Below are 15369 nucleotides of genomic sequence, written 5' to 3'. Positions count from 1 at the left end.
TGGATCAGCTCCTTGCCTCGGCAAGAATGTGGGAAATGGTGCGCTGGGCCAGCGGCACCTTGAAGGCGTTTTGCGTCGTCGGACGCGCGTTGGCGAGGATGCCCTTGGTCAGCGCGGCGTCATCGCCGTTTTCCAGCGCTTCGACACGCCACGGCTTTGGGGCAACGCCGCCCAGCGCAATGCGCGCGGGGCCGTTCTGCGGCACGATGGCCGCCACCGACACCAGCGCAAAGGCATAGGAGGAGCGGTCGCGCACCTTCTGATAGACATGCGTGCCCGCCACCGGTGGCGGCAGCGTGACGGCAGTGATCATCTCACCGGGCTCCAGCGCGCTTTCGATATGCGGGGTGTTGCCCGGCAGCTTGTGAAAATCGGCGATGGCGATGGTGCGCGTGCTCCCGTCGCCCTTCACCGTTTCCACCCCGGCATCCAGTACGCGCATGGCAACCGCCATGTCGCTGGGATGCTGGGCGATACAGGCTTCGCTGGTGCCGATCACGGCCAAGCCGCGATTGAACCCGCCAAGGGCGGCACAGCCGCTTCCCGGCTTGCGCTTGTTGCATGGCTTTGCAGTGTCGTAGAAATAGGGGCAGCGCGTGCGTTGCAGCAGGTTGCCGCCCGTCGTCGCCTTGTTGCGAAGCTGTCCCGATGCACCCGCCACCAGCGCGCGTGTCAGCACGCCATAATCGCGGCGAACGCGCGGATGCGCGGCCAGATCGGTGTTGCGGACCAGCGCGCCCACACGCAGCCCGCCCTCTGGCGTTTCCTCGATCTGGTCGAGCCCGACGCGGTTCACGTCGACCAGATGCGTCGGCGTTTCGATTTCCAGCTTCATCAGGTCGAGCAGGTTGGTCCCGCCCGCAATGAACTTGGCGCCCGGCGTGCGCGCGATGGCGGCAGCGGCCTCGGCAGCGGTCGTGGCGCGTTCGTAGGTAAAGGCCTTCATGCGCGGCGCTCCTTGGCCTCACCCGCCACATCGGCGATCGCGTCAAAGATATTGGCATAGGCGCCGCAGCGGCAGATATTGCCGCTCATCCGTTCCTTTACTTCCTCCATGGAGAAGGCAGGCGCGGCGGCGACATCCTCAGTCACGTGGCTGGGGATGCCGTCCTTGATCTCGTCCAGCACGGCGACGGCCGAGCAGATCTGGCCCGGCGTGCAATAACCGCACTGATAGCCGTCATGACGCACGAACGCTGCCTGCATTGGATGCAGGTCGGTGGGGCTGCCCAGGCCCTCGATCGTCGTCACCTCGTCACCCTCGTGCATGACGGCCAGCGTCAGGCAACTGTTGATGCGCCGCCCCTCGACAATGACGGTGCAGGCGCCGCACTGGCCGTGGTCGCAGCCCTTCTTCGTGCCGGTCAGCTTCCAATGTTCACGCAGCGCGTCGAGCAACGTGGTGCGCGGATCGAGTTCAAGCCGCGCAGCCTTTCCATTGACCTTCAGCGTGACGGGTACGCGCGGAATGCTGCCGCCGGGGGTGGATTGAGGCTTGGCGTCGGCAACGATCGGCACGGTTGCGGTCGCGGCGGTCGCCACGCCGCCGGCGAGAACGCCGCGCCGGGAAACGTCGAAAGCGGTGGATGTCGGCATCATCGGCCCCCATGGCTTGAACACTCGACGCCAGGAAACCGGCGTCGTTTCAAACCATGTTAACCGATCAGTATGATTTCCGCTCCCCCTGATTTAGCGGAAATTGTCGGCGTATGCCTGGAGCTTCAGCTTGCGCACGGGGGCGGGGATGACGTGGGCGTCAATCCCTTCGCGCTCGGCATAGGCCATGGCGGCTTCAACCGTGGGAAAGCGCAAGATGACCTGTTCGCGCGTGTCACCTGAACCGGCCCAGCCGGTCAGCGGATCGGGCCGCTTGGCTTCACCCGATTCGAATTCGAGCACCCAGCGATGGGTCAGGGCCTTGCCCGAAGACATGGCATTTTTCGGCTGCTGATAAATGCGTGCGGTCGGCATGGGGATTCTCCTAACGCGATTCGCGGCGCCTTGCATCCGCCTTTTTGGTCCTGAGCGTCGGGTCGGCGGCGCTAGGATCGTCGGGCCAGGGATGGCGCGGATAGCGGCCCCGCATTTCGCGCGCGACATCGGCCCAGCTACCCGCCCAGAAGCCGGGCAGGTCGCGCGTCGTCTGGATGGGACGCCCGGCGGGGGAGGTGAGGCTGAGGACCAGCGGCACGCGGTCGCGCCCGATCACCGGATGTTCGGCGACACCGAACAGCGCCTGCACGCGCAATTCGACGCGCGGTCCCCCTTCGGCGGCATAATCAATGACATGGCTGGATCCCGCCGGGCTTTCGAAACGCGCGGGAGCAATGCGATCGACCTCCCGCATCGCGTCCCAGCCGATCAGATTTCGCAGCGCGTCGGTCAACTCGCCCGGCGCGATGGCGTCCAGTCGCCGCTTGCCCGCCACCAGCGCGGGCAGCCAGTCATCCAGCCGCTCGATCAGCGCGGCATCGTCGAGCGCATGACCGGCATAGGCGGCGCGGGCGCGCAGCGTCTGGCTCCCCTCGCTCCAGGGAAGCAGGGCAGGGCCGTGGCGGCGCACGCCATCGACCAGTGCCGCCTCGATCGATTCGGGTGTCGCGCCCGAATCGGGGCCGCGTGACAGGGCAATGGCACCTAGCCGCCGCGTTCGTTCGGCCACGACACCGCCGGTGGCGCGGTCGAAGCGGACTTCGCGGTTCGTCTGAATGCGGTGGGCGAACAGCGCCTCGACCGTGGTTTGCGCGATTGCCGCAGCCGACAGGATGCGCGCGCCCGCCGCTGACCCCTGTGTCTCCGCCACGGCCAGCCATTCGCTGCCTGCCAGGCTGGAATTGGGGTCCAGCACCAGTCCCCGGCCGCCTGCGGTCGCCCAGCGCTCTCCGCTGGCATCGCGGCGGCGCGCGATCCGGTCGGGGAAGGCGAGGGCGATGCACGCCGCAACCGGGTCGGGCAGGTCGCCGGGCGGTCCGGCAGATACCATATCGGCCCAGCGCGCGGCCATGCGCCGTGCTGCGTCCGCGCGCTGCCCGCGCTCCGCCCGCCAACGGCGCAGCCGGAGGTCAAGATCGGGGTCGTTGCCGCCCAGCCCCCGCTCCCCCAGCAGCACCGCCAGTTCGGCGGCGATCCGCGCCATGCCCAGCTCTCCACCCCGCGCCAGCATATGCGCCAGCCTGGGCGACAGCGGCATGCGGGCAATGGCGCGGCCATGCGGCGTCGGGCGGCCATTCGCCTCAATCGCCTCCAGCGTGGTCAGTCGCTGTCGTGCTTCGTCGATGGCGGCGGCAGGCGGCGGATCCAGCCAGTTCAGGTCGCGCGGATCGGCAACGCCCCAGATCGCGCAATCGAGTGTCAGCGCCGACAAATCGGCCTCTAGAATCTCTGGCGGGTCGAAGCGCGGCATCCCCGCCGTCGCCGCCGCTTCCCACAGGCGATAGGCAGTGCCCGGCCCCTGCCGCGCGGCGCGGCCCGCGCGCTGCGTCGCCGCCGCCTGGCTGGCGCGTTCGGTAACCAGCCGGGTCATCCCCGCCGCGCGGTCGTAACGCGGGCGACGCGCCAGACCCGAATCAACGACGATGCGAATGGAATCGAGCGTCAGCGACGTTTCCGCGATCGAGGTTGCCAGCACCAGCTTGCGCGCGCCGTCCGGCTCGGCGGCGATGGCGGCGCGCTGGGTGGCAGGGGGGATGTTGCCGTGCAGCCGGTGCAGGCGGATGCCGGGCGTGTCGCCCAGCCGGTCCGCCACCCGCTCAATCTCACCAACGCCCGGCAGGAAGGCGAGCAACCCGCCCTCGCGCTCCCGCAATGCCTGTCGGATGGCGGATGCCATGGCATCCTCGACCCGTGCATTCGCGTCACGGCCCAGATGGACGAGTTCCAGTGGATGGCTGCGGCCCGCACTTTCGATGACGGGCGCACCACCCATCAGACCGGCGAAACGCATCCCGTCCAGCGTGGCGGACATGGCGACCACGCGCAGGTCGGGGCGCAACCCGGCTTGCGCATCCAGCGCCAGCGCAAGACCGAAATCGCTGTCGAGGCTGCGTTCATGCACTTCGTCGAACAGTACCGCCGACACGCCCGCCAGTTCGGGATCGGCCTGTATCCGGGCAACGAAAATACCCTCGGTCATCACCGTCACGCGGGTTGCCGCCGAACGCTTGCTGTCCAGACGCGTGGCATAGCCATAGGTGCGCCCCACCGGCTCTCCGGCCAGCGCCGCCATGCGTTCCGCCGCCGCCCGCGCGGCAATGCGGCGCGGCGACAGCAGCAGCACTTCGCCCGCGCACCACGGCGTCGATAGCAGGGCAGGGGCGACCGCCGTCGTCTTGCCCGCGCCCGGCGGCGCGACCAGCACGGCGGACGGCCCCTCGGCCATTGCGGCGAGCAGATCGGGCAGGACGGCGTGGATCGGCAGGTCATTCATCGCGCCTTGCGCTACCCTTCAGGGAGCCAAGGCACAATTCATGCGTATGCCACCATCGCGCAGCCCCAAAATCGCGCGATGGAGAACCCCTATGGCAAAGGCACTGGCAAGCTTCGCGATCAGCCCCACGGGCGACGGCTATATGCTGATGATCGAGGATGAGGATGGCGACACGATCGAACTGACCGCGACGTTCGAGCAGCTCGACCTGATCGCGGAAGCGGTCGATCAGCAGCTGAACAGCGATGAGGAAGATGTCCTCAGCATCGAAGAGGAAGAGGAATAAGGCGCGGACGGGGCGGCCGGCTGGCCGCCCCGCCTGACTCAGCGCCAGCGGTAATAGCGGCGGTCACCGCGCCAGTCGCGGCGATAATCGCGACGGTCATGATGCCAGCGGCGCGCATCGCGCCAGCCATGGCGGCGATCGCGTTGGAAATGTCGCCGCGCATGACGGCGATCGCGCCGGAAGTCGCGGCGATCCTGGCGCCAGTCACGTCGATGATCACGCCAATCGTGCCGCGCTTCATAACGATGTGCCCCCCAGGATTGCGGCGCCGCCGAAGCGGCAGCGGGCATGATCGCGGCGGCAATGGCAGCGAAAAGAACGGGTACACGCATGATCTTCTCCCGATAACGGGCCTGACTGGCCGATGGAGAGAAGATGACAGGGCTACGCTGAACCGACTCCAACAGTCCGTTCATGTGTGCGGCAGAAAAATAATAATCTTGTTTTTATAAGGCGTTAGGTGAAGGGGTCTGCGTCCCGCCGCCCTTGCAGCAGGGTGAGCTGCGATCAATATGCGCGGGCGACTGCGAATTCGACGGCTTCGACCATCGCGTCCTTGGCAGCGCCGGCGCCGAATATGCCGATGGCGTCGATCGCGAGTTGCCCATAATGGCGCGCGCGCGCCAGCGTGTCTTCGATCGCATGAGTTTCGCGCATCCGCCGGATCGCCTCCGCCAGCGCGGCATCATCGCTTTTGCCGTCGCGAATCGCATCCATCCAGAAAGCGCGGGCCGCTTCGTCGCCGCGCGCATAGGCAAGGATAACGGGAAGCGTCATCTTGCCTTCGCGGAAATCGTCGCCCGCATCCTTGCCCATCGTATCGGAATCGCTGACATAATCGATCGCGTCGTCGACCAGCTGGAATGCGATACCCAGGTTGCGGCCATAGGCGTCGAGCGCCTGTTCCTCTGCCTCCGACCGTTCGGCGACGACCGCGGCGATCCGGCATGCGGCGGCGAACAGTGCGGCGGTCTTCGCGCCGATGATGTCGAGATAGCGTTCTTCCGACAGGTCGAGGCGGCGGATGGCGGTCAGCTGATTGACCTCACCCTCGGCGATGACAGCGCTGGCATTCGACAGGATTTTCAGAACCTTGAGGCTGCCGTCCTCGACCATCAGCTCGAAACTGCGGCTGAACAGGAAGTCGCCGACCAGAACGCTGGCAGGATTGCCCCAGATGATGTTGGCGGTGCGCTTGCCCCGGCGCAGGTCGGACCCGTCGACCACATCGTCGTGCAGCAGGGTGGCGGTGTGGATGAATTCCACCGCCGCGGCCAGCCGGTGATGGCGCGTGCCCGTATATCCGATCAGCGCCGCACTGGCGAGCGTCAGCATCGGCCGCATCCGCTTGCCCCCGCCGGCGATCAGATGGCCGGCCAGCTTTGGGATCAGGGGGATGTCGGATTGCATGCGGTCCAGGATCACCGCGTTGACGCAATTCATGTCATCCGCCGTGATCGCGATCATCGGATCGAGCGAAGCAGGCGGGCGCGACCCAAGGCGATGCACGGTAGCAGTCATCGCGGGCCGACTTGGCCTTTCAACGGCACAAACGCAAGTCGCTTGCGCATGGGCCGACCAAAGGCCATCAGGCGCCGACCGTAGGGGAAGGGGCCGCTTCGTGACCGACGACACGCTCAAGCGCTATCGACAGAGCATCGACAATATCGACATGGCGCTGGTCTGTCTGCTGGCGGAACGCTTCAAGGTCACCCAGGCGGTCGGACAGCACAAGGCCGAACACGGCCTGCCCCCCGCCGATCCGGGGCGCGAGGAAGCGCAGATCGCGCGGCTCAGGCGGCTGGCGGCGGAGGCCGATCTGGACCCCGAATTTTCCGAGAAATTCCTGCGTTTCATCATCGACGAGGTGATCCGCCATCACGAACGCCTGCGCGGCTGAACCGGCGGGCGGAACAACGGCGCCGGTGCGGGCGTCCTCTTGCGCGACATGAGCGAAGGGACGAACGATGCGCGACGATTTCCTGATCTTCACGCCGGATGATGTCGATCTGTCGCGCTCGCCGCTGCGTGGGACATGCGACGCGGACACCTTCATCCTCGGCGCGTTCAATCCGGGGTTCACGCGCCTGCCGTCGGGCAATCTGTTGATGATGGTCCGCGTCGCCGAAGCGTTGAGCGATCCCGTCGCGCGGTCGCTTCGCTTCGATGGTGAGGGGTACCGGGTCGATCAATGGCCCGCCGACCGGGTGGATTCGTCCGATCCGCGCATCCTGAAGCTGACCGGCGATCCGTGGCAGCCACTGGCGCTGACGTCATTGTCCTGGCTGTTGCCGGTCGAGCTGTCGAACGATGGCGAGACGGTGGTGGCGATCCATTACGACCGCGCGATCGTGCCCGTCGCCAGCTATCAGGCCTGCGGGGTCGAGGACGCGCGCATTTCCCGCATTGGTGACGAATGGGCGATGACCACCTGTTCGGTCAGCCCGGAACGGCTTTGCACGACACTTTATCGTTCGACCGATGCGATGGACTGGCGGCTGGAGGGGATCGTCCTCGATCATCAGAACAAGGACATGCTGATTTTCGAAGGGCAGGCGGGCGGCCGATATTGGGCACAGACCCGGCCTCTGGGTGAAACCTGGTTCGCCTATCCCCCCGACAGCGAATGGCGCGCTGGGCCAGCGATCCATCTGGCGACTTCGCCCGACCTGCTGCACTGGAAACCCTATGATAAGCCAGGGATGCGGCCGCATGCCGCCACCGTCGCGACCGCGCGCATGGGTGGCGGCACCCCGCCGATCCGCACGCCGCGCGGCTGGCTGACGTTGTGGCATGGGGTGGAGCCGGGGGCGGAAGTGGGGATTTACCGCACCTACTGGTCGATCCTCGACGCGGAAGATCCGGCCAAGGTGCTCGCAACCGATCACGCCCCGCTGATCGAACCGGCGCCGCAGCTGACGGCGCATCTGGCCGAAAGCAAATATCTGGACAGCGTCGTGTTCACGACCGGCATTGTCGATGCGGGCGACCATTATCTGGTGGCCAGCGGCGAAGCCGATCTCGCTTGTCGCCTGACGCGGATCGACAAGGCGCGCTTCGCATGACGCGTGCGTGGTGGCGCGGCGCGGTCCTGTATCAGATCTATCCACGGTCCTTTCAGGATTCGAACAGCGACGGCGTGGGCGACCTGCCCGGCATCACCGCGCGATTGCCCTATCTGGCCGAACTGGGCGTGGATGCGGTGTGGATCTCGCCGATCTTTCCGTCGCCAATGGCCGATTTCGGATATGACGTGGCCGATTATTGCGGCGTCGATCCGCGGTTCGGGACGCTGGCCGATTTCGACGCGCTGCTGGCGCGGGCGCATGAGCTGGGCCTGAAAGTGCTGCTCGACTTCGTGCCGAATCACAGCTCCGACCAGCATCCATGGTTCGTCGAAAGCCGCGCGTCGCGCCATAATCCCAAGCGCGACTGGTATATCTGGCGCGATCCGGCGCCGGACGGCGGCCCGCCCAACAACTGGATCAGCGATTTCGGCGGACCGGCGTGGGAATATGACGCCGCAACCGGCCAATATTACAGCCATGCGTTTCTGAAAGAGCAGCCCGACCTGAACTGGCGCAACCCGGATTTGCGCGCGGCGATGATGGATGTGCTGCGCTTCTGGTTCGATCGCGGTGTCGACGGATTTCGAATCGACGTGCTGTGGCACATGGTGAAGCACCCCGACTTTCCCGACAATCCGCCCAATCCCGATTACCGGAAGGGAATGGGGGAGATGTGGCGCGTGCTGCAGCTTCATTCGACCGACCAGCCCGAAGTGCACGACATCGCCGCCGAAATGCGCGCCATTGCGGACGGCTATGGTGAGCGGTTGCTGATCGGGGAGATCTATCTGCCGGTCGAACGGCTGATGCACTATTATGGCAGTGCTGATGCGCCGGGCGTGCATCTGCCCTTTAATTTCCAGCTGATCGATGCGCCATGGGATGCGCGCGCGCTGGCGACACTGATCGAAGCATATGAACTGGCGCTGCCCGGCGATGGCTGGCCCAACTGGGTGCTGGGCAATCACGACCGCCCGCGCGCCGCAACGCGATTTGGTGCGGCACAGGCGCGGGTGGCGGCGATGCTGCTGCTGACGCTGCGCGGCACACCGACTCTTTATTATGGGGATGAGCTGGGCGTGGCCGATGTCGCCATCCCGCCCGAACGCGTCACCGATCCGCGTGAGTTGCGTGAGCCGGGGCTGGGGCTGGGCCGCGATCCGGTGCGGACGCCGATGGCTTGGAATGACGAGCCGCACGGAGGATTTTCGACAATGGAGCCATGGCTGCCGCTCCACCCCGACTGGCGGACGCGCAATGTCGCGACTCAGCGCGGGGCGGCGGAATCGATGTGGCGGCTGCACCGCGACTTGCTGGCGCTGCGCCGAGCGACACCGGCCCTCGCGACCGGCGACTGGCATCCGGTCCATGCCGATGATGCGGTGCTGGCCTATGAGCGGCGGCAGGGTGAGCAGCGGGTGCTGGTGGCGCTAAACCTGACGAACGCGGCGGCGCGCCTTGAACTGCCCGAATGGGCGCGGTCGCTGTCGCCGCGCATGGGCACGCTTGCCAACCTGTCCGCGCCCGATGGCGAGGGGCTGACGCTGAAACCCGATGAAGGTCTGATCCTGGCATGAAGATCGCGATGATCGCCCCCATCGCCTGGCGCACCCCACCGCGCCATTACGGGCCATGGGAATCGGTGACGAGCCTGTTGACCGAGGCACTGGTCGAACGCGGCATTGACGTGACCCTGTTCGCCACCGCCGATTCGCTGACCACCGCCAAGCTCGCCGCCGTGGTCCCTGCGCCGTATAGCGAGGACGGCAGCGTCGACGCCAAGGTGTGGGAACACCGCCATCTGGCGCATGTGTTCGAACGCGCGGGCGAGTTCGACCTGATCCATAATCAGGCCGACTTTCCGGCCCATGCCTTTGCCAATCTGGTCGACACGCCGATGGTGACGACGATCCACGGCTTTTCGTCGGACCGCATCCTGCCGATGTATGCGCCCTATCAGGACCGGGTGCATTATGTGGCGATTTCGGACGCGGACCGGCATCCGGCGCTTCGCTATGCGGCGACGATTCACCATGGCATCCCGCTCGCCGACTTCCCCTTCGACGCGCGGGGCGGGGAGGATTTGTTGTTCTTCGGCCGGATGCACCCCGACAAGGGCGCGGCGGAGGCGATCGCCGTCGCGCAGGCGACCGGGCGGCGGCTGGCCATGTATGGAATCGTGCAGGATGAGGGCTATTATCAACGCGCCGTCGCGCCGCATCTGGACGGCGCGCACATCCGTCACCCCGGCGCGGTCGGCGGGGCCGAGCGCATCGCGGCGCTGGGACAGGCACGTGCGCTGCTCCACCTGATCAACTTCGACGAGCCGTTCGGCCTGTCGGTGATCGAGGCAATGGCCTGCGGTACTCCCGTCATCGCCATGCGGCGCGGATCGATGGCGGAGCTGATCGAGGACGGCGTGACCGGCTTCCTGGTCGATTCGCTCGATCAGGCAGTGGCGGCTGTAGCGCGAATCGATTCGATCGACCGCAATGCCTGTCGCCGCGCAGTGAAGGCGCGCTTTTCGGTCGATCGAATGGCCGACGACTATATCGCGCTGTACGAACGCGTCCTTGCTCGCGCCTAACCGCGATAGACGTTGGGGACGACTGGCCCGTCGGTCGCCATCACCGGTTTCTGGACAAAGGGCAGAGCAATTGCCGCGATTCCCAGCAGCGCCGTAACCGTCAGCGTGACGACGGTGCCGAACTGACGCGCGGGCAGGAAGCCGTCCATGCCGATCGGATGAGCGATTCGGCCGAGGATGAACGCACCGCCGCCCAGCGCCAGCCACAACGAAGTGCCCGCCGTCCATTCGATCGCCGCGATCAGGATCAGCACGATGGGGGCGTATTCAATGAAGTTGGAATGGGCACGCATCCGTTGCGCCAGCCGCGAATCGCCGCCGTCACCGTATGCGATTTGCCGAGCCAGGCGGATTCGGACGATTCGCACCGCCAGCCACAGGTTGATCAGCGCCGCGGCACCGGCCGTTGCCAACGTAACAGGCAGCCCCATCGTGCATCCCCCTGGTTCGCCCGATGCTTGCCATTGGCGACCATGACTTGCAACGTACGGGAAAATCGGTATAGGCGCACGCTCGCTTCGCGACCAGCCCCGGTATTCGCGGTGAAAGGATGCGTGCCTAATCCGCACGCTTGCCGGACCCGTGCAGTGGGCGTATCGCGACCCCGACGTTACAGATTCGAAGAAGGTGTGCCGAGATGGCCGTTCCCAAGAGAAAGACCTCGCCGTCGCGGCGCGGCATGCGTCGTTCGCACGATGCGCTGAAGGTCGAGTCGTTCCAGGAGTGCCCGAATTGCGGCGAACTCAAGCGTCCGCACATCCTGTGCGGGTCGTGCGGCCATTATAATGGCCGTGAGATCGTTGCGGTCGAGGCCTGAGGACGAAACCGCTTAATCACGGGGACCGACGAGAGGACATGGCGAGCAGCACCCGGATCGCCGTCGATGCGATGGGCGGCGATGGCGGGCTTTCCGTCATGCTCGACGGTGTCGAGCGCGCCGCTGCGGAGCGGTCCGATCTCGCGTTCCTGCTGGTTGGCGATCAATCGGCGATCAACGCCGCGCTGGCATCGCGACCTGCCTTGGCGGGTCGCGTCGATGTTGCGCATGCCGCTGAGACCGTCGCTTCGGATGACAAGCCGAGCAGCGCGATCCGCCGTGCCCGCGTCACGTCGATGGGTCTTGCCATCGATGCCGTGAAGCAGGGTCAGGCGGGCGCGGCCGTGTCCGCCGGAAATACCGGCGCGCTGATGGCGATGGCGAAGCTGTCGCTGCGGACCATGCCCGGCATCGACCGTCCGGCGCTGGCGGCGCTTCTGCCCAGCCTGGGTGCCAACGACACCGTGATGCTCGACCTCGGCGCCAACACCGAATGCGATGCTCGCAACCTGGTGCAGTTCGCGGTGATGGGGGCTGCCTATGCGCGGACAGCGCTGGACCTTGAAAAGCCGCGTGTCGCCCTGCTCAACATTGGTACCGAACATCTGAAGGGCACCGACATCATCCGTGATGCCGCTGCCCGTCTGCGCGGTGCCGCGCATCTGCCGCTCGACTTCACCGGCTTTATCGAGGGTGACCGCCTGTCGCGCGGGCAGGTCGATGTGATCGCCTGCGACGGGTTTACCGGCAATATCGCGCTTAAAACGGCTGAGGGTACCGCGCGATTCGTCGCGGACCTGCTGCGCCGCGCCTTTTCCAGCTCGATCCGATCAAAGATCGGTTTCCTGATCTCGCGCCCCGCGACCAAGCTGCTGCGCGACCATCTGGATCCCAACAATCATAATGGCGCGGTTTTCCTGGGCCTGAACGGGCTGGTGGTGAAAAGCCATGGCGGCGCCAATGCCGTGGGCATCGCCAATGCGCTGAAACTGGCGGCCAAGCTGGTCGAGGACGACCTGACGCGCCGGATCGGCGACGATCTGGGCAATATCGAGGCACGCGCGGCATGACGATTCGCTCGGTAATTGCGGGCACCGGATCGGCGCTGCCCCGGCGACGCGTCTCCAACGACGAACTGGCCGAGCGTGTCGACACCAGCGACGAATGGATCGTCGAGCGGACCGGCATCCGGTTTCGCCATCTGGCGGCAGAGGACGAAACTACGTCCACCCTCGCCACCGATGCGGCGCGCGCTGCACTGGAAGCAGCGGGAATCGATGCTCAGGGGATCGACCTGATCGTGCTGGCGACCGCCACACCGGATCAGACCTTTCCCGCCAGCGCGACTCGCGTTCAGACGGCACTGGGCATCGACGATTGCGTCGCATTCGACGTGGCGGCGGTGTGTTCGGGCTTCCTCTACGCGTTGCAGGTCGCCGACTCGATGATCCGCGCGGGCGCTCATCGGCGTGCGCTGGTGATCGGGGCGGAGACATTCAGCCGCATTGTCGACTGGGAAGATCGCACCACCTGTGTCCTGTTCGGCGACGGCGCCGGTGCCGTGGTGCTTGAGGCTCGTGAGGCCGAGGATGAGGGCATTCTGGCCGTCCGGCTGCACGCTGATGGCCGCCATAACGGGCTGCTTTATGTCGATGGCGGCCCTTCGACCACCGGCACCGTCGGCAAGCTGCGCATGAAGGGGCGGGAGGTTTTCCGCCACGCTGTCGTCAATCTGGCGGCGGTGATGCGCGAAACGCTGGCCGTGACGGGGCATCAGCCCTCCGATGTCGATTGGGTCGTCCCGCATCAGGCGAACGCCCGCATCCTCGACGCAACCGCGCGCAAGCTGGAGCTGCCGCCCGAACGCGTCGTCGTGACGGTCGACCAGCATGCGAACACGTCGGCCGCATCGGTGCCGCTGGCGCTGGACACCGCGATCCGCGACGGACGTATCCAGCGCGGCCAGCTGCTGGTGCTGGAAGCGATGGGCGGCGGCTTCACCTGGGGCGCGGCTGTCGTCCGTTATTAGGACGGCCGCAGCACATCCCCCCAAGGAGCGGCGTTGCGTGTTTGCCGCGTTCTGATAGGGTTAGGTTCAACAAACGCTTTAAGGGCAGGGGCATGGAAGCTGTCGGGACTCTCACGCGCGCCGATCTGGCCGACTCGCTTCATCGCGAAGTCGGGCTGTCGCGCACCGATTCGTCCAAGCTGGTCGAGCAGATTCTCACTCATCTGTGCGAAGCGCTGTCGCGCGGCGAAAATGTGAAGATCTCCGGTTTCGGCAGTTTCATTCTGCGCGACAAGGGTGAGCGCGTGGGCCGCAATCCCAAGACGGGCGTCGAAGTGCCGATCGCGCCGCGCCGTGTTCTGACCTTTCGCGCCAGCCAGATGATGCGCGACCGCATCGTCTCAGGCGGCTGACGGATCTGCCGGTGAATGGGCCTGCCAAGGCCGACACCGCCTTTCGCACGATTGGCGAGGTGGCCGAGGAAACGGGCCTGCCGCAGCATCGGCTGCGTTATTGGGAGCAGCGTTTTCCCGAACTGCGTCCGCTGACCCGCGCCGGCCAGCGGCGTTATTACCGGCCGGAAGATGTGGCGCTGGTGCGCCGCATCGACGATCTGCTGAACCGGCAGGGCTATACCATTCGCGGTGTGCAGCAATTGCTGGCGAGTGAGGCGGCGAGCGGCCGTCGCCGCGCCGCGGGACCGGCCGCGCCCAAGCCGGTCAAGGCGCCCGAACCCGAGACATCGCCGTTGCGCGAATTGCGCGACCTGCTGGCGGCGGCGCTCGACCGCGACGCGGCTTGAGGACTCTCGACCCCGTCCGCGCCGGACGCTAAAGGCGCGGCTTGGCCAACACTTCGCAAACCCGTCCGCGCGCGCCCATGCGCCCTCGATTCGATCCCGTCGGCACGGCAGCGCGCCGCGCCGCGCTGCGCGTTCTGGACGCGGTGCTGCGTCGCGGACAGCCGATCGAGGCGGGCCTCGCTCGCGCGGGGGAGGGGTTGTCGCCCGCCGATCGCGGGCTGGCGCACGCCATCGCGGCCGAGACACTGCGCTGGCTGGCCGATCTCGACACGCTGATCGACGGTGCGACGCGACAGCGGCTGCCCGACGATGCCAAGGCGCGCTTTGCGCTGCGGATCGCGTTGGTTCAGGCATTGCGGCTGGGTACGCCGCCCCATGCCGCCATCGCAACCGCACTGCCGCTGGTTGATGGCGGGCCGCGCAAACTGGTCCATGGCGTGTTCGGCGCGCTGATGCGCGGTGGGGCGGCTTTGCCCGACCTGCCCAGCCTGCCGCCCGAAGTCGCCGCGCGCTGGCTTGCCGCTCATGGTCAGGCGATGGTCGACGCCGCCCGCGCCGCCATTGCCGCACCGCCGCCGGTCGACCTGACGCTGGCCGATCCCGGCACGACCGCTGAGTGGGTGGAGCGGCTGGGCGGCATCAGCCTGATGCCGGGCCATGTGCGCCTGCCCGCCGGTGCCGATGTTCCCGCGCTGCCCGGCTTTGCGGAGGGCGCTTGGTGGGTTCAGGACCTGGCCGCCACCATCGCCGTGCGGCTGATGGGTGCGGGGGCGGGCACCGCGCTCGACCTGTGCGCGGCGCCGGGTGGCAAGACGATGCAGCTTGCGGCGGCGGGCTGGTCGGTGACGGCTGTCGACATTGCCGAACAGCGGCTGATCCGCCTGCGCGAGAATCTGTCGCGCACGGGTCTGAGCGCCGAACTGGTCGCCGCCGACGTCACGCGCTGGCGCCCCGATGCGCCAGCCGATGCGGTGCTGATCGACGCGCCGTGCAGCGCGACCGGCATTTTCCGTCGCCACCCCGATGTGCTGCACCGCGCGCACCCGCGCCTGATTGACGAAACCGCTGCGCTTCAGGCCACGATCCTGTCGCGCGCCGCCGATTGGGTTCGGCCGGGCGGGCAACTTGTCTATGCCGTCTGCTCGCTGGAGCCGGTTGAGGGTGAGGGGCAGCTGGCGACATTCCTGTCGGCCCGCGACGATTTCGTCGTGGAGCCGATCACGGGCGATCAACTGCCCGCCGGTGTAACGCCGCGCGACGACGGGAAGCTTCGCACCCTGCCCACCATGCTGGCCGATAGCGGGCGGCTGGACGGGTTCTTCATCGCACGCCTGCGTCGTCGCCCATAATCCGCGTTGCCGCCTGCGCGCACGCT

General features: G+C 66.8%; 18 protein-coding genes. 11 read left to right on the top strand and 7 right to left on the bottom strand.

Translation table 11 applies throughout. From position 1 onward, the window contains the following. Positions 1–4: 4 nt before the first annotated feature. The 4 genes from ACAX61_RS08330 to hrpB all read right to left on the bottom strand — a co-directional run bounded on the left by ACAX61_RS08330 (position 5) and on the right by hrpB (position 4426). Positions 5–946: an FAD binding domain-containing protein gene (locus tag ACAX61_RS08330; protein ID WP_370714298.1), complete on the bottom strand. Its 942-nt coding sequence runs from the start codon at positions 944–946 to the stop codon at positions 5–7. Continuing rightward, positions 943–1596 carry an aldehyde dehydrogenase iron-sulfur subunit PaoA gene (paoA, locus tag ACAX61_RS08325; protein ID WP_370714951.1) on the bottom strand — a complete coding sequence of 218 codons (654 nt, stop codon included), beginning with the start codon at positions 1594–1596 and terminating at the stop codon, positions 943–945. Before paoA ends, ACAX61_RS08330 begins: the two co-directional genes overlap by 4 nt. Positions 1597–1689: 93 nt before the next feature. Continuing rightward, positions 1690–1971: an ETC complex I subunit gene (locus ACAX61_RS08320; RefSeq protein WP_370714297.1), complete on the bottom strand. Its 282-nt coding sequence runs from the start codon at positions 1969–1971 to the stop codon at positions 1690–1692. A 10-nt stretch (positions 1972–1981) separates the two neighbouring features. Beyond that, positions 1982–4426 carry an ATP-dependent helicase HrpB gene (gene hrpB / locus ACAX61_RS08315; RefSeq protein WP_370714296.1) on the bottom strand — a complete coding sequence of 815 codons (2445 nt, stop codon included), beginning with the start codon at positions 4424–4426 and terminating at the stop codon, positions 1982–1984. 91 nt (positions 4427–4517) lie between these two features. Between hrpB and ACAX61_RS08310 the strand changes: the two genes are divergently transcribed. Next, positions 4518–4712, top strand: coding sequence for a hypothetical protein (locus ACAX61_RS08310; protein WP_370714295.1), 195 nt, complete (start codon positions 4518–4520; stop codon positions 4710–4712). A gap of 38 nt (positions 4713–4750) precedes the next feature. Here ACAX61_RS08310 and ACAX61_RS08305 read toward each other — a convergent pair whose 3' ends face one another. Together ACAX61_RS08305 and ACAX61_RS08300 are read right to left on the bottom strand one after the other, a co-directional pair. After that, a complete protein-coding gene (locus tag ACAX61_RS08305; protein WP_370714294.1) occupies positions 4751–5044 on the bottom strand; it encodes a hypothetical protein in 294 nt (97 codons plus the stop codon). A gap of 175 nt (positions 5045–5219) precedes the next feature. Further along, the gene (locus tag ACAX61_RS08300) at positions 5220–6233 is read right to left on the bottom strand and encodes a polyprenyl synthetase family protein (protein ID WP_370714293.1); all 1014 of its coding nucleotides are present in this window, start codon (positions 6231–6233) and stop codon (positions 5220–5222) included. A 100-nt stretch (positions 6234–6333) separates the two neighbouring features. Here ACAX61_RS08300 and ACAX61_RS08295 point away from each other — a divergent pair, with 100 nt between their 5' ends. The 4 genes from ACAX61_RS08295 to ACAX61_RS08280 all read left to right on the top strand — a co-directional run bounded on the left by ACAX61_RS08295 (position 6334) and on the right by ACAX61_RS08280 (position 10367). Next, on the top strand, positions 6334–6612 hold the full coding sequence (locus ACAX61_RS08295) for a chorismate mutase (protein ID WP_325283289.1): 279 nt from the start codon (positions 6334–6336) through the stop codon (positions 6610–6612). A 67-nt stretch (positions 6613–6679) separates the two neighbouring features. Next, positions 6680–7777 carry a glycoside hydrolase family 130 protein gene (locus ACAX61_RS08290; protein ID WP_370714292.1) on the top strand — a complete coding sequence of 366 codons (1098 nt, stop codon included), beginning with the start codon at positions 6680–6682 and terminating at the stop codon, positions 7775–7777. Continuing rightward, positions 7774–9357 carry an alpha-amylase family glycosyl hydrolase gene (locus tag ACAX61_RS08285; RefSeq protein WP_370714291.1) on the top strand — a complete coding sequence of 528 codons (1584 nt, stop codon included), beginning with the start codon at positions 7774–7776 and terminating at the stop codon, positions 9355–9357. The genes ACAX61_RS08290 and ACAX61_RS08285 overlap by 4 nt, the downstream gene beginning before the upstream one ends. Continuing rightward, on the top strand, positions 9354–10367 hold the full coding sequence (locus ACAX61_RS08280; RefSeq protein ID WP_370714290.1) for a glycosyltransferase family 4 protein: 1014 nt from the start codon (positions 9354–9356) through the stop codon (positions 10365–10367). Before ACAX61_RS08285 ends, ACAX61_RS08280 begins: the two co-directional genes overlap by 4 nt. On the opposite strand, the gene ACAX61_RS08275 is transcribed toward ACAX61_RS08280, so the two are convergent. Continuing rightward, on the bottom strand, positions 10364–10798 hold the full coding sequence (locus ACAX61_RS08275) for an MAPEG family protein (protein WP_370714289.1): 435 nt from the start codon (positions 10796–10798) through the stop codon (positions 10364–10366). The two genes, ACAX61_RS08280 and ACAX61_RS08275, sit on opposite strands and share 4 nt — an antisense overlap. A 206-nt stretch (positions 10799–11004) precedes the next feature. Here ACAX61_RS08275 and rpmF point away from each other — a divergent pair, with 206 nt between their 5' ends. From rpmF to ACAX61_RS08245, 6 genes are all read left to right on the top strand, one after another. Further along, positions 11005–11184, top strand: coding sequence for a 50S ribosomal protein L32 (gene rpmF, locus ACAX61_RS08270; RefSeq protein ID WP_370714288.1), 180 nt, complete (start codon positions 11005–11007; stop codon positions 11182–11184). A 38-nt stretch (positions 11185–11222) separates the two neighbouring features. Beyond that, on the top strand, positions 11223–12254 hold the full coding sequence (plsX, locus tag ACAX61_RS08265) for a phosphate acyltransferase PlsX (RefSeq protein WP_370714287.1): 1032 nt from the start codon (positions 11223–11225) through the stop codon (positions 12252–12254). Beyond that, entirely contained in the window at positions 12251–13213 is a 963-nt protein-coding gene (locus tag ACAX61_RS08260) for a beta-ketoacyl-ACP synthase III (protein WP_370714286.1), read from the top strand. Before plsX ends, ACAX61_RS08260 begins: the two co-directional genes overlap by 4 nt. Before the next feature lie 92 nt (positions 13214–13305). After that, entirely contained in the window at positions 13306–13605 is a 300-nt protein-coding gene (locus ACAX61_RS08255) for an integration host factor subunit alpha (RefSeq protein ID WP_370714285.1), read from the top strand. An 11-nt stretch (positions 13606–13616) separates the two neighbouring features. After that, positions 13617–13994 carry a MerR family transcriptional regulator gene (locus tag ACAX61_RS08250; protein WP_370714284.1) on the top strand — a complete coding sequence of 126 codons (378 nt, stop codon included), beginning with the start codon at positions 13617–13619 and terminating at the stop codon, positions 13992–13994. A gap of 77 nt (positions 13995–14071) precedes the next feature. Continuing rightward, positions 14072–15343, top strand: coding sequence for an RsmB/NOP family class I SAM-dependent RNA methyltransferase (locus ACAX61_RS08245; protein WP_370714283.1), 1272 nt, complete (start codon positions 14072–14074; stop codon positions 15341–15343). The last annotated feature ends 26 nt before the right edge of the window (positions 15344–15369 follow it).

It is taken from the genome of Sphingomonas sp. IW22 (genome assembly GCF_041321155.1).
In the GTDB taxonomy this organism is placed as follows: Bacteria; Pseudomonadota; Alphaproteobacteria; order Sphingomonadales; family Sphingomonadaceae; genus Sphingomonas.
The sequence above is the reverse complement of the archived record's forward strand: the minus strand, read 5'-3'. Positions and strand labels throughout refer to the sequence as shown.

Coding starts and splice junctions, on each gene's coding strand:
- ACAX61_RS08245 (WP_370714283.1), top strand. CDS start 14,072: ATGCGCCCTCGATTCGATCCCGTCGGCACGGCAGCGCGCCGCGCCGCG.
- ACAX61_RS08320 (WP_370714297.1), bottom strand. CDS start 1,971: ATGCCGACCGCACGCATTTATCAGCAGCCGAAAAATGCCATGTCTTCG.
- paoA (WP_370714951.1), bottom strand. CDS start 1,596: ATGCCGACATCCACCGCTTTCGACGTTTCCCGGCGCGGCGTTCTCGCC.
- ACAX61_RS08255 (WP_370714285.1), top strand. CDS start 13,306: ATGGAAGCTGTCGGGACTCTCACGCGCGCCGATCTGGCCGACTCGCTT.
- ACAX61_RS08310 (WP_370714295.1), top strand. CDS start 4,518: ATGGCAAAGGCACTGGCAAGCTTCGCGATCAGCCCCACGGGCGACGGC.
- plsX (WP_370714287.1), top strand. CDS start 11,223: ATGGCGAGCAGCACCCGGATCGCCGTCGATGCGATGGGCGGCGATGGC.
- ACAX61_RS08300 (WP_370714293.1), bottom strand. CDS start 6,233: ATGACTGCTACCGTGCATCGCCTTGGGTCGCGCCCGCCTGCTTCGCTC.
- ACAX61_RS08260 (WP_370714286.1), top strand. CDS start 12,251: ATGACGATTCGCTCGGTAATTGCGGGCACCGGATCGGCGCTGCCCCGG.
- ACAX61_RS08280 (WP_370714290.1), top strand. CDS start 9,354: ATGAAGATCGCGATGATCGCCCCCATCGCCTGGCGCACCCCACCGCGC.
- rpmF (WP_370714288.1), top strand. CDS start 11,005: ATGGCCGTTCCCAAGAGAAAGACCTCGCCGTCGCGGCGCGGCATGCGT.
- hrpB (WP_370714296.1), bottom strand. CDS start 4,426: ATGAATGACCTGCCGATCCACGCCGTCCTGCCCGATCTGCTCGCCGCA.
- ACAX61_RS08290 (WP_370714292.1), top strand. CDS start 6,680: ATGCGCGACGATTTCCTGATCTTCACGCCGGATGATGTCGATCTGTCG.
- ACAX61_RS08305 (WP_370714294.1), bottom strand. CDS start 5,044: ATGCGTGTACCCGTTCTTTTCGCTGCCATTGCCGCCGCGATCATGCCC.
- ACAX61_RS08275 (WP_370714289.1), bottom strand. CDS start 10,798: ATGGGGCTGCCTGTTACGTTGGCAACGGCCGGTGCCGCGGCGCTGATC.
- ACAX61_RS08285 (WP_370714291.1), top strand. CDS start 7,774: ATGACGCGTGCGTGGTGGCGCGGCGCGGTCCTGTATCAGATCTATCCA.
- ACAX61_RS08330 (WP_370714298.1), bottom strand. CDS start 946: ATGAAGGCCTTTACCTACGAACGCGCCACGACCGCTGCCGAGGCCGCT.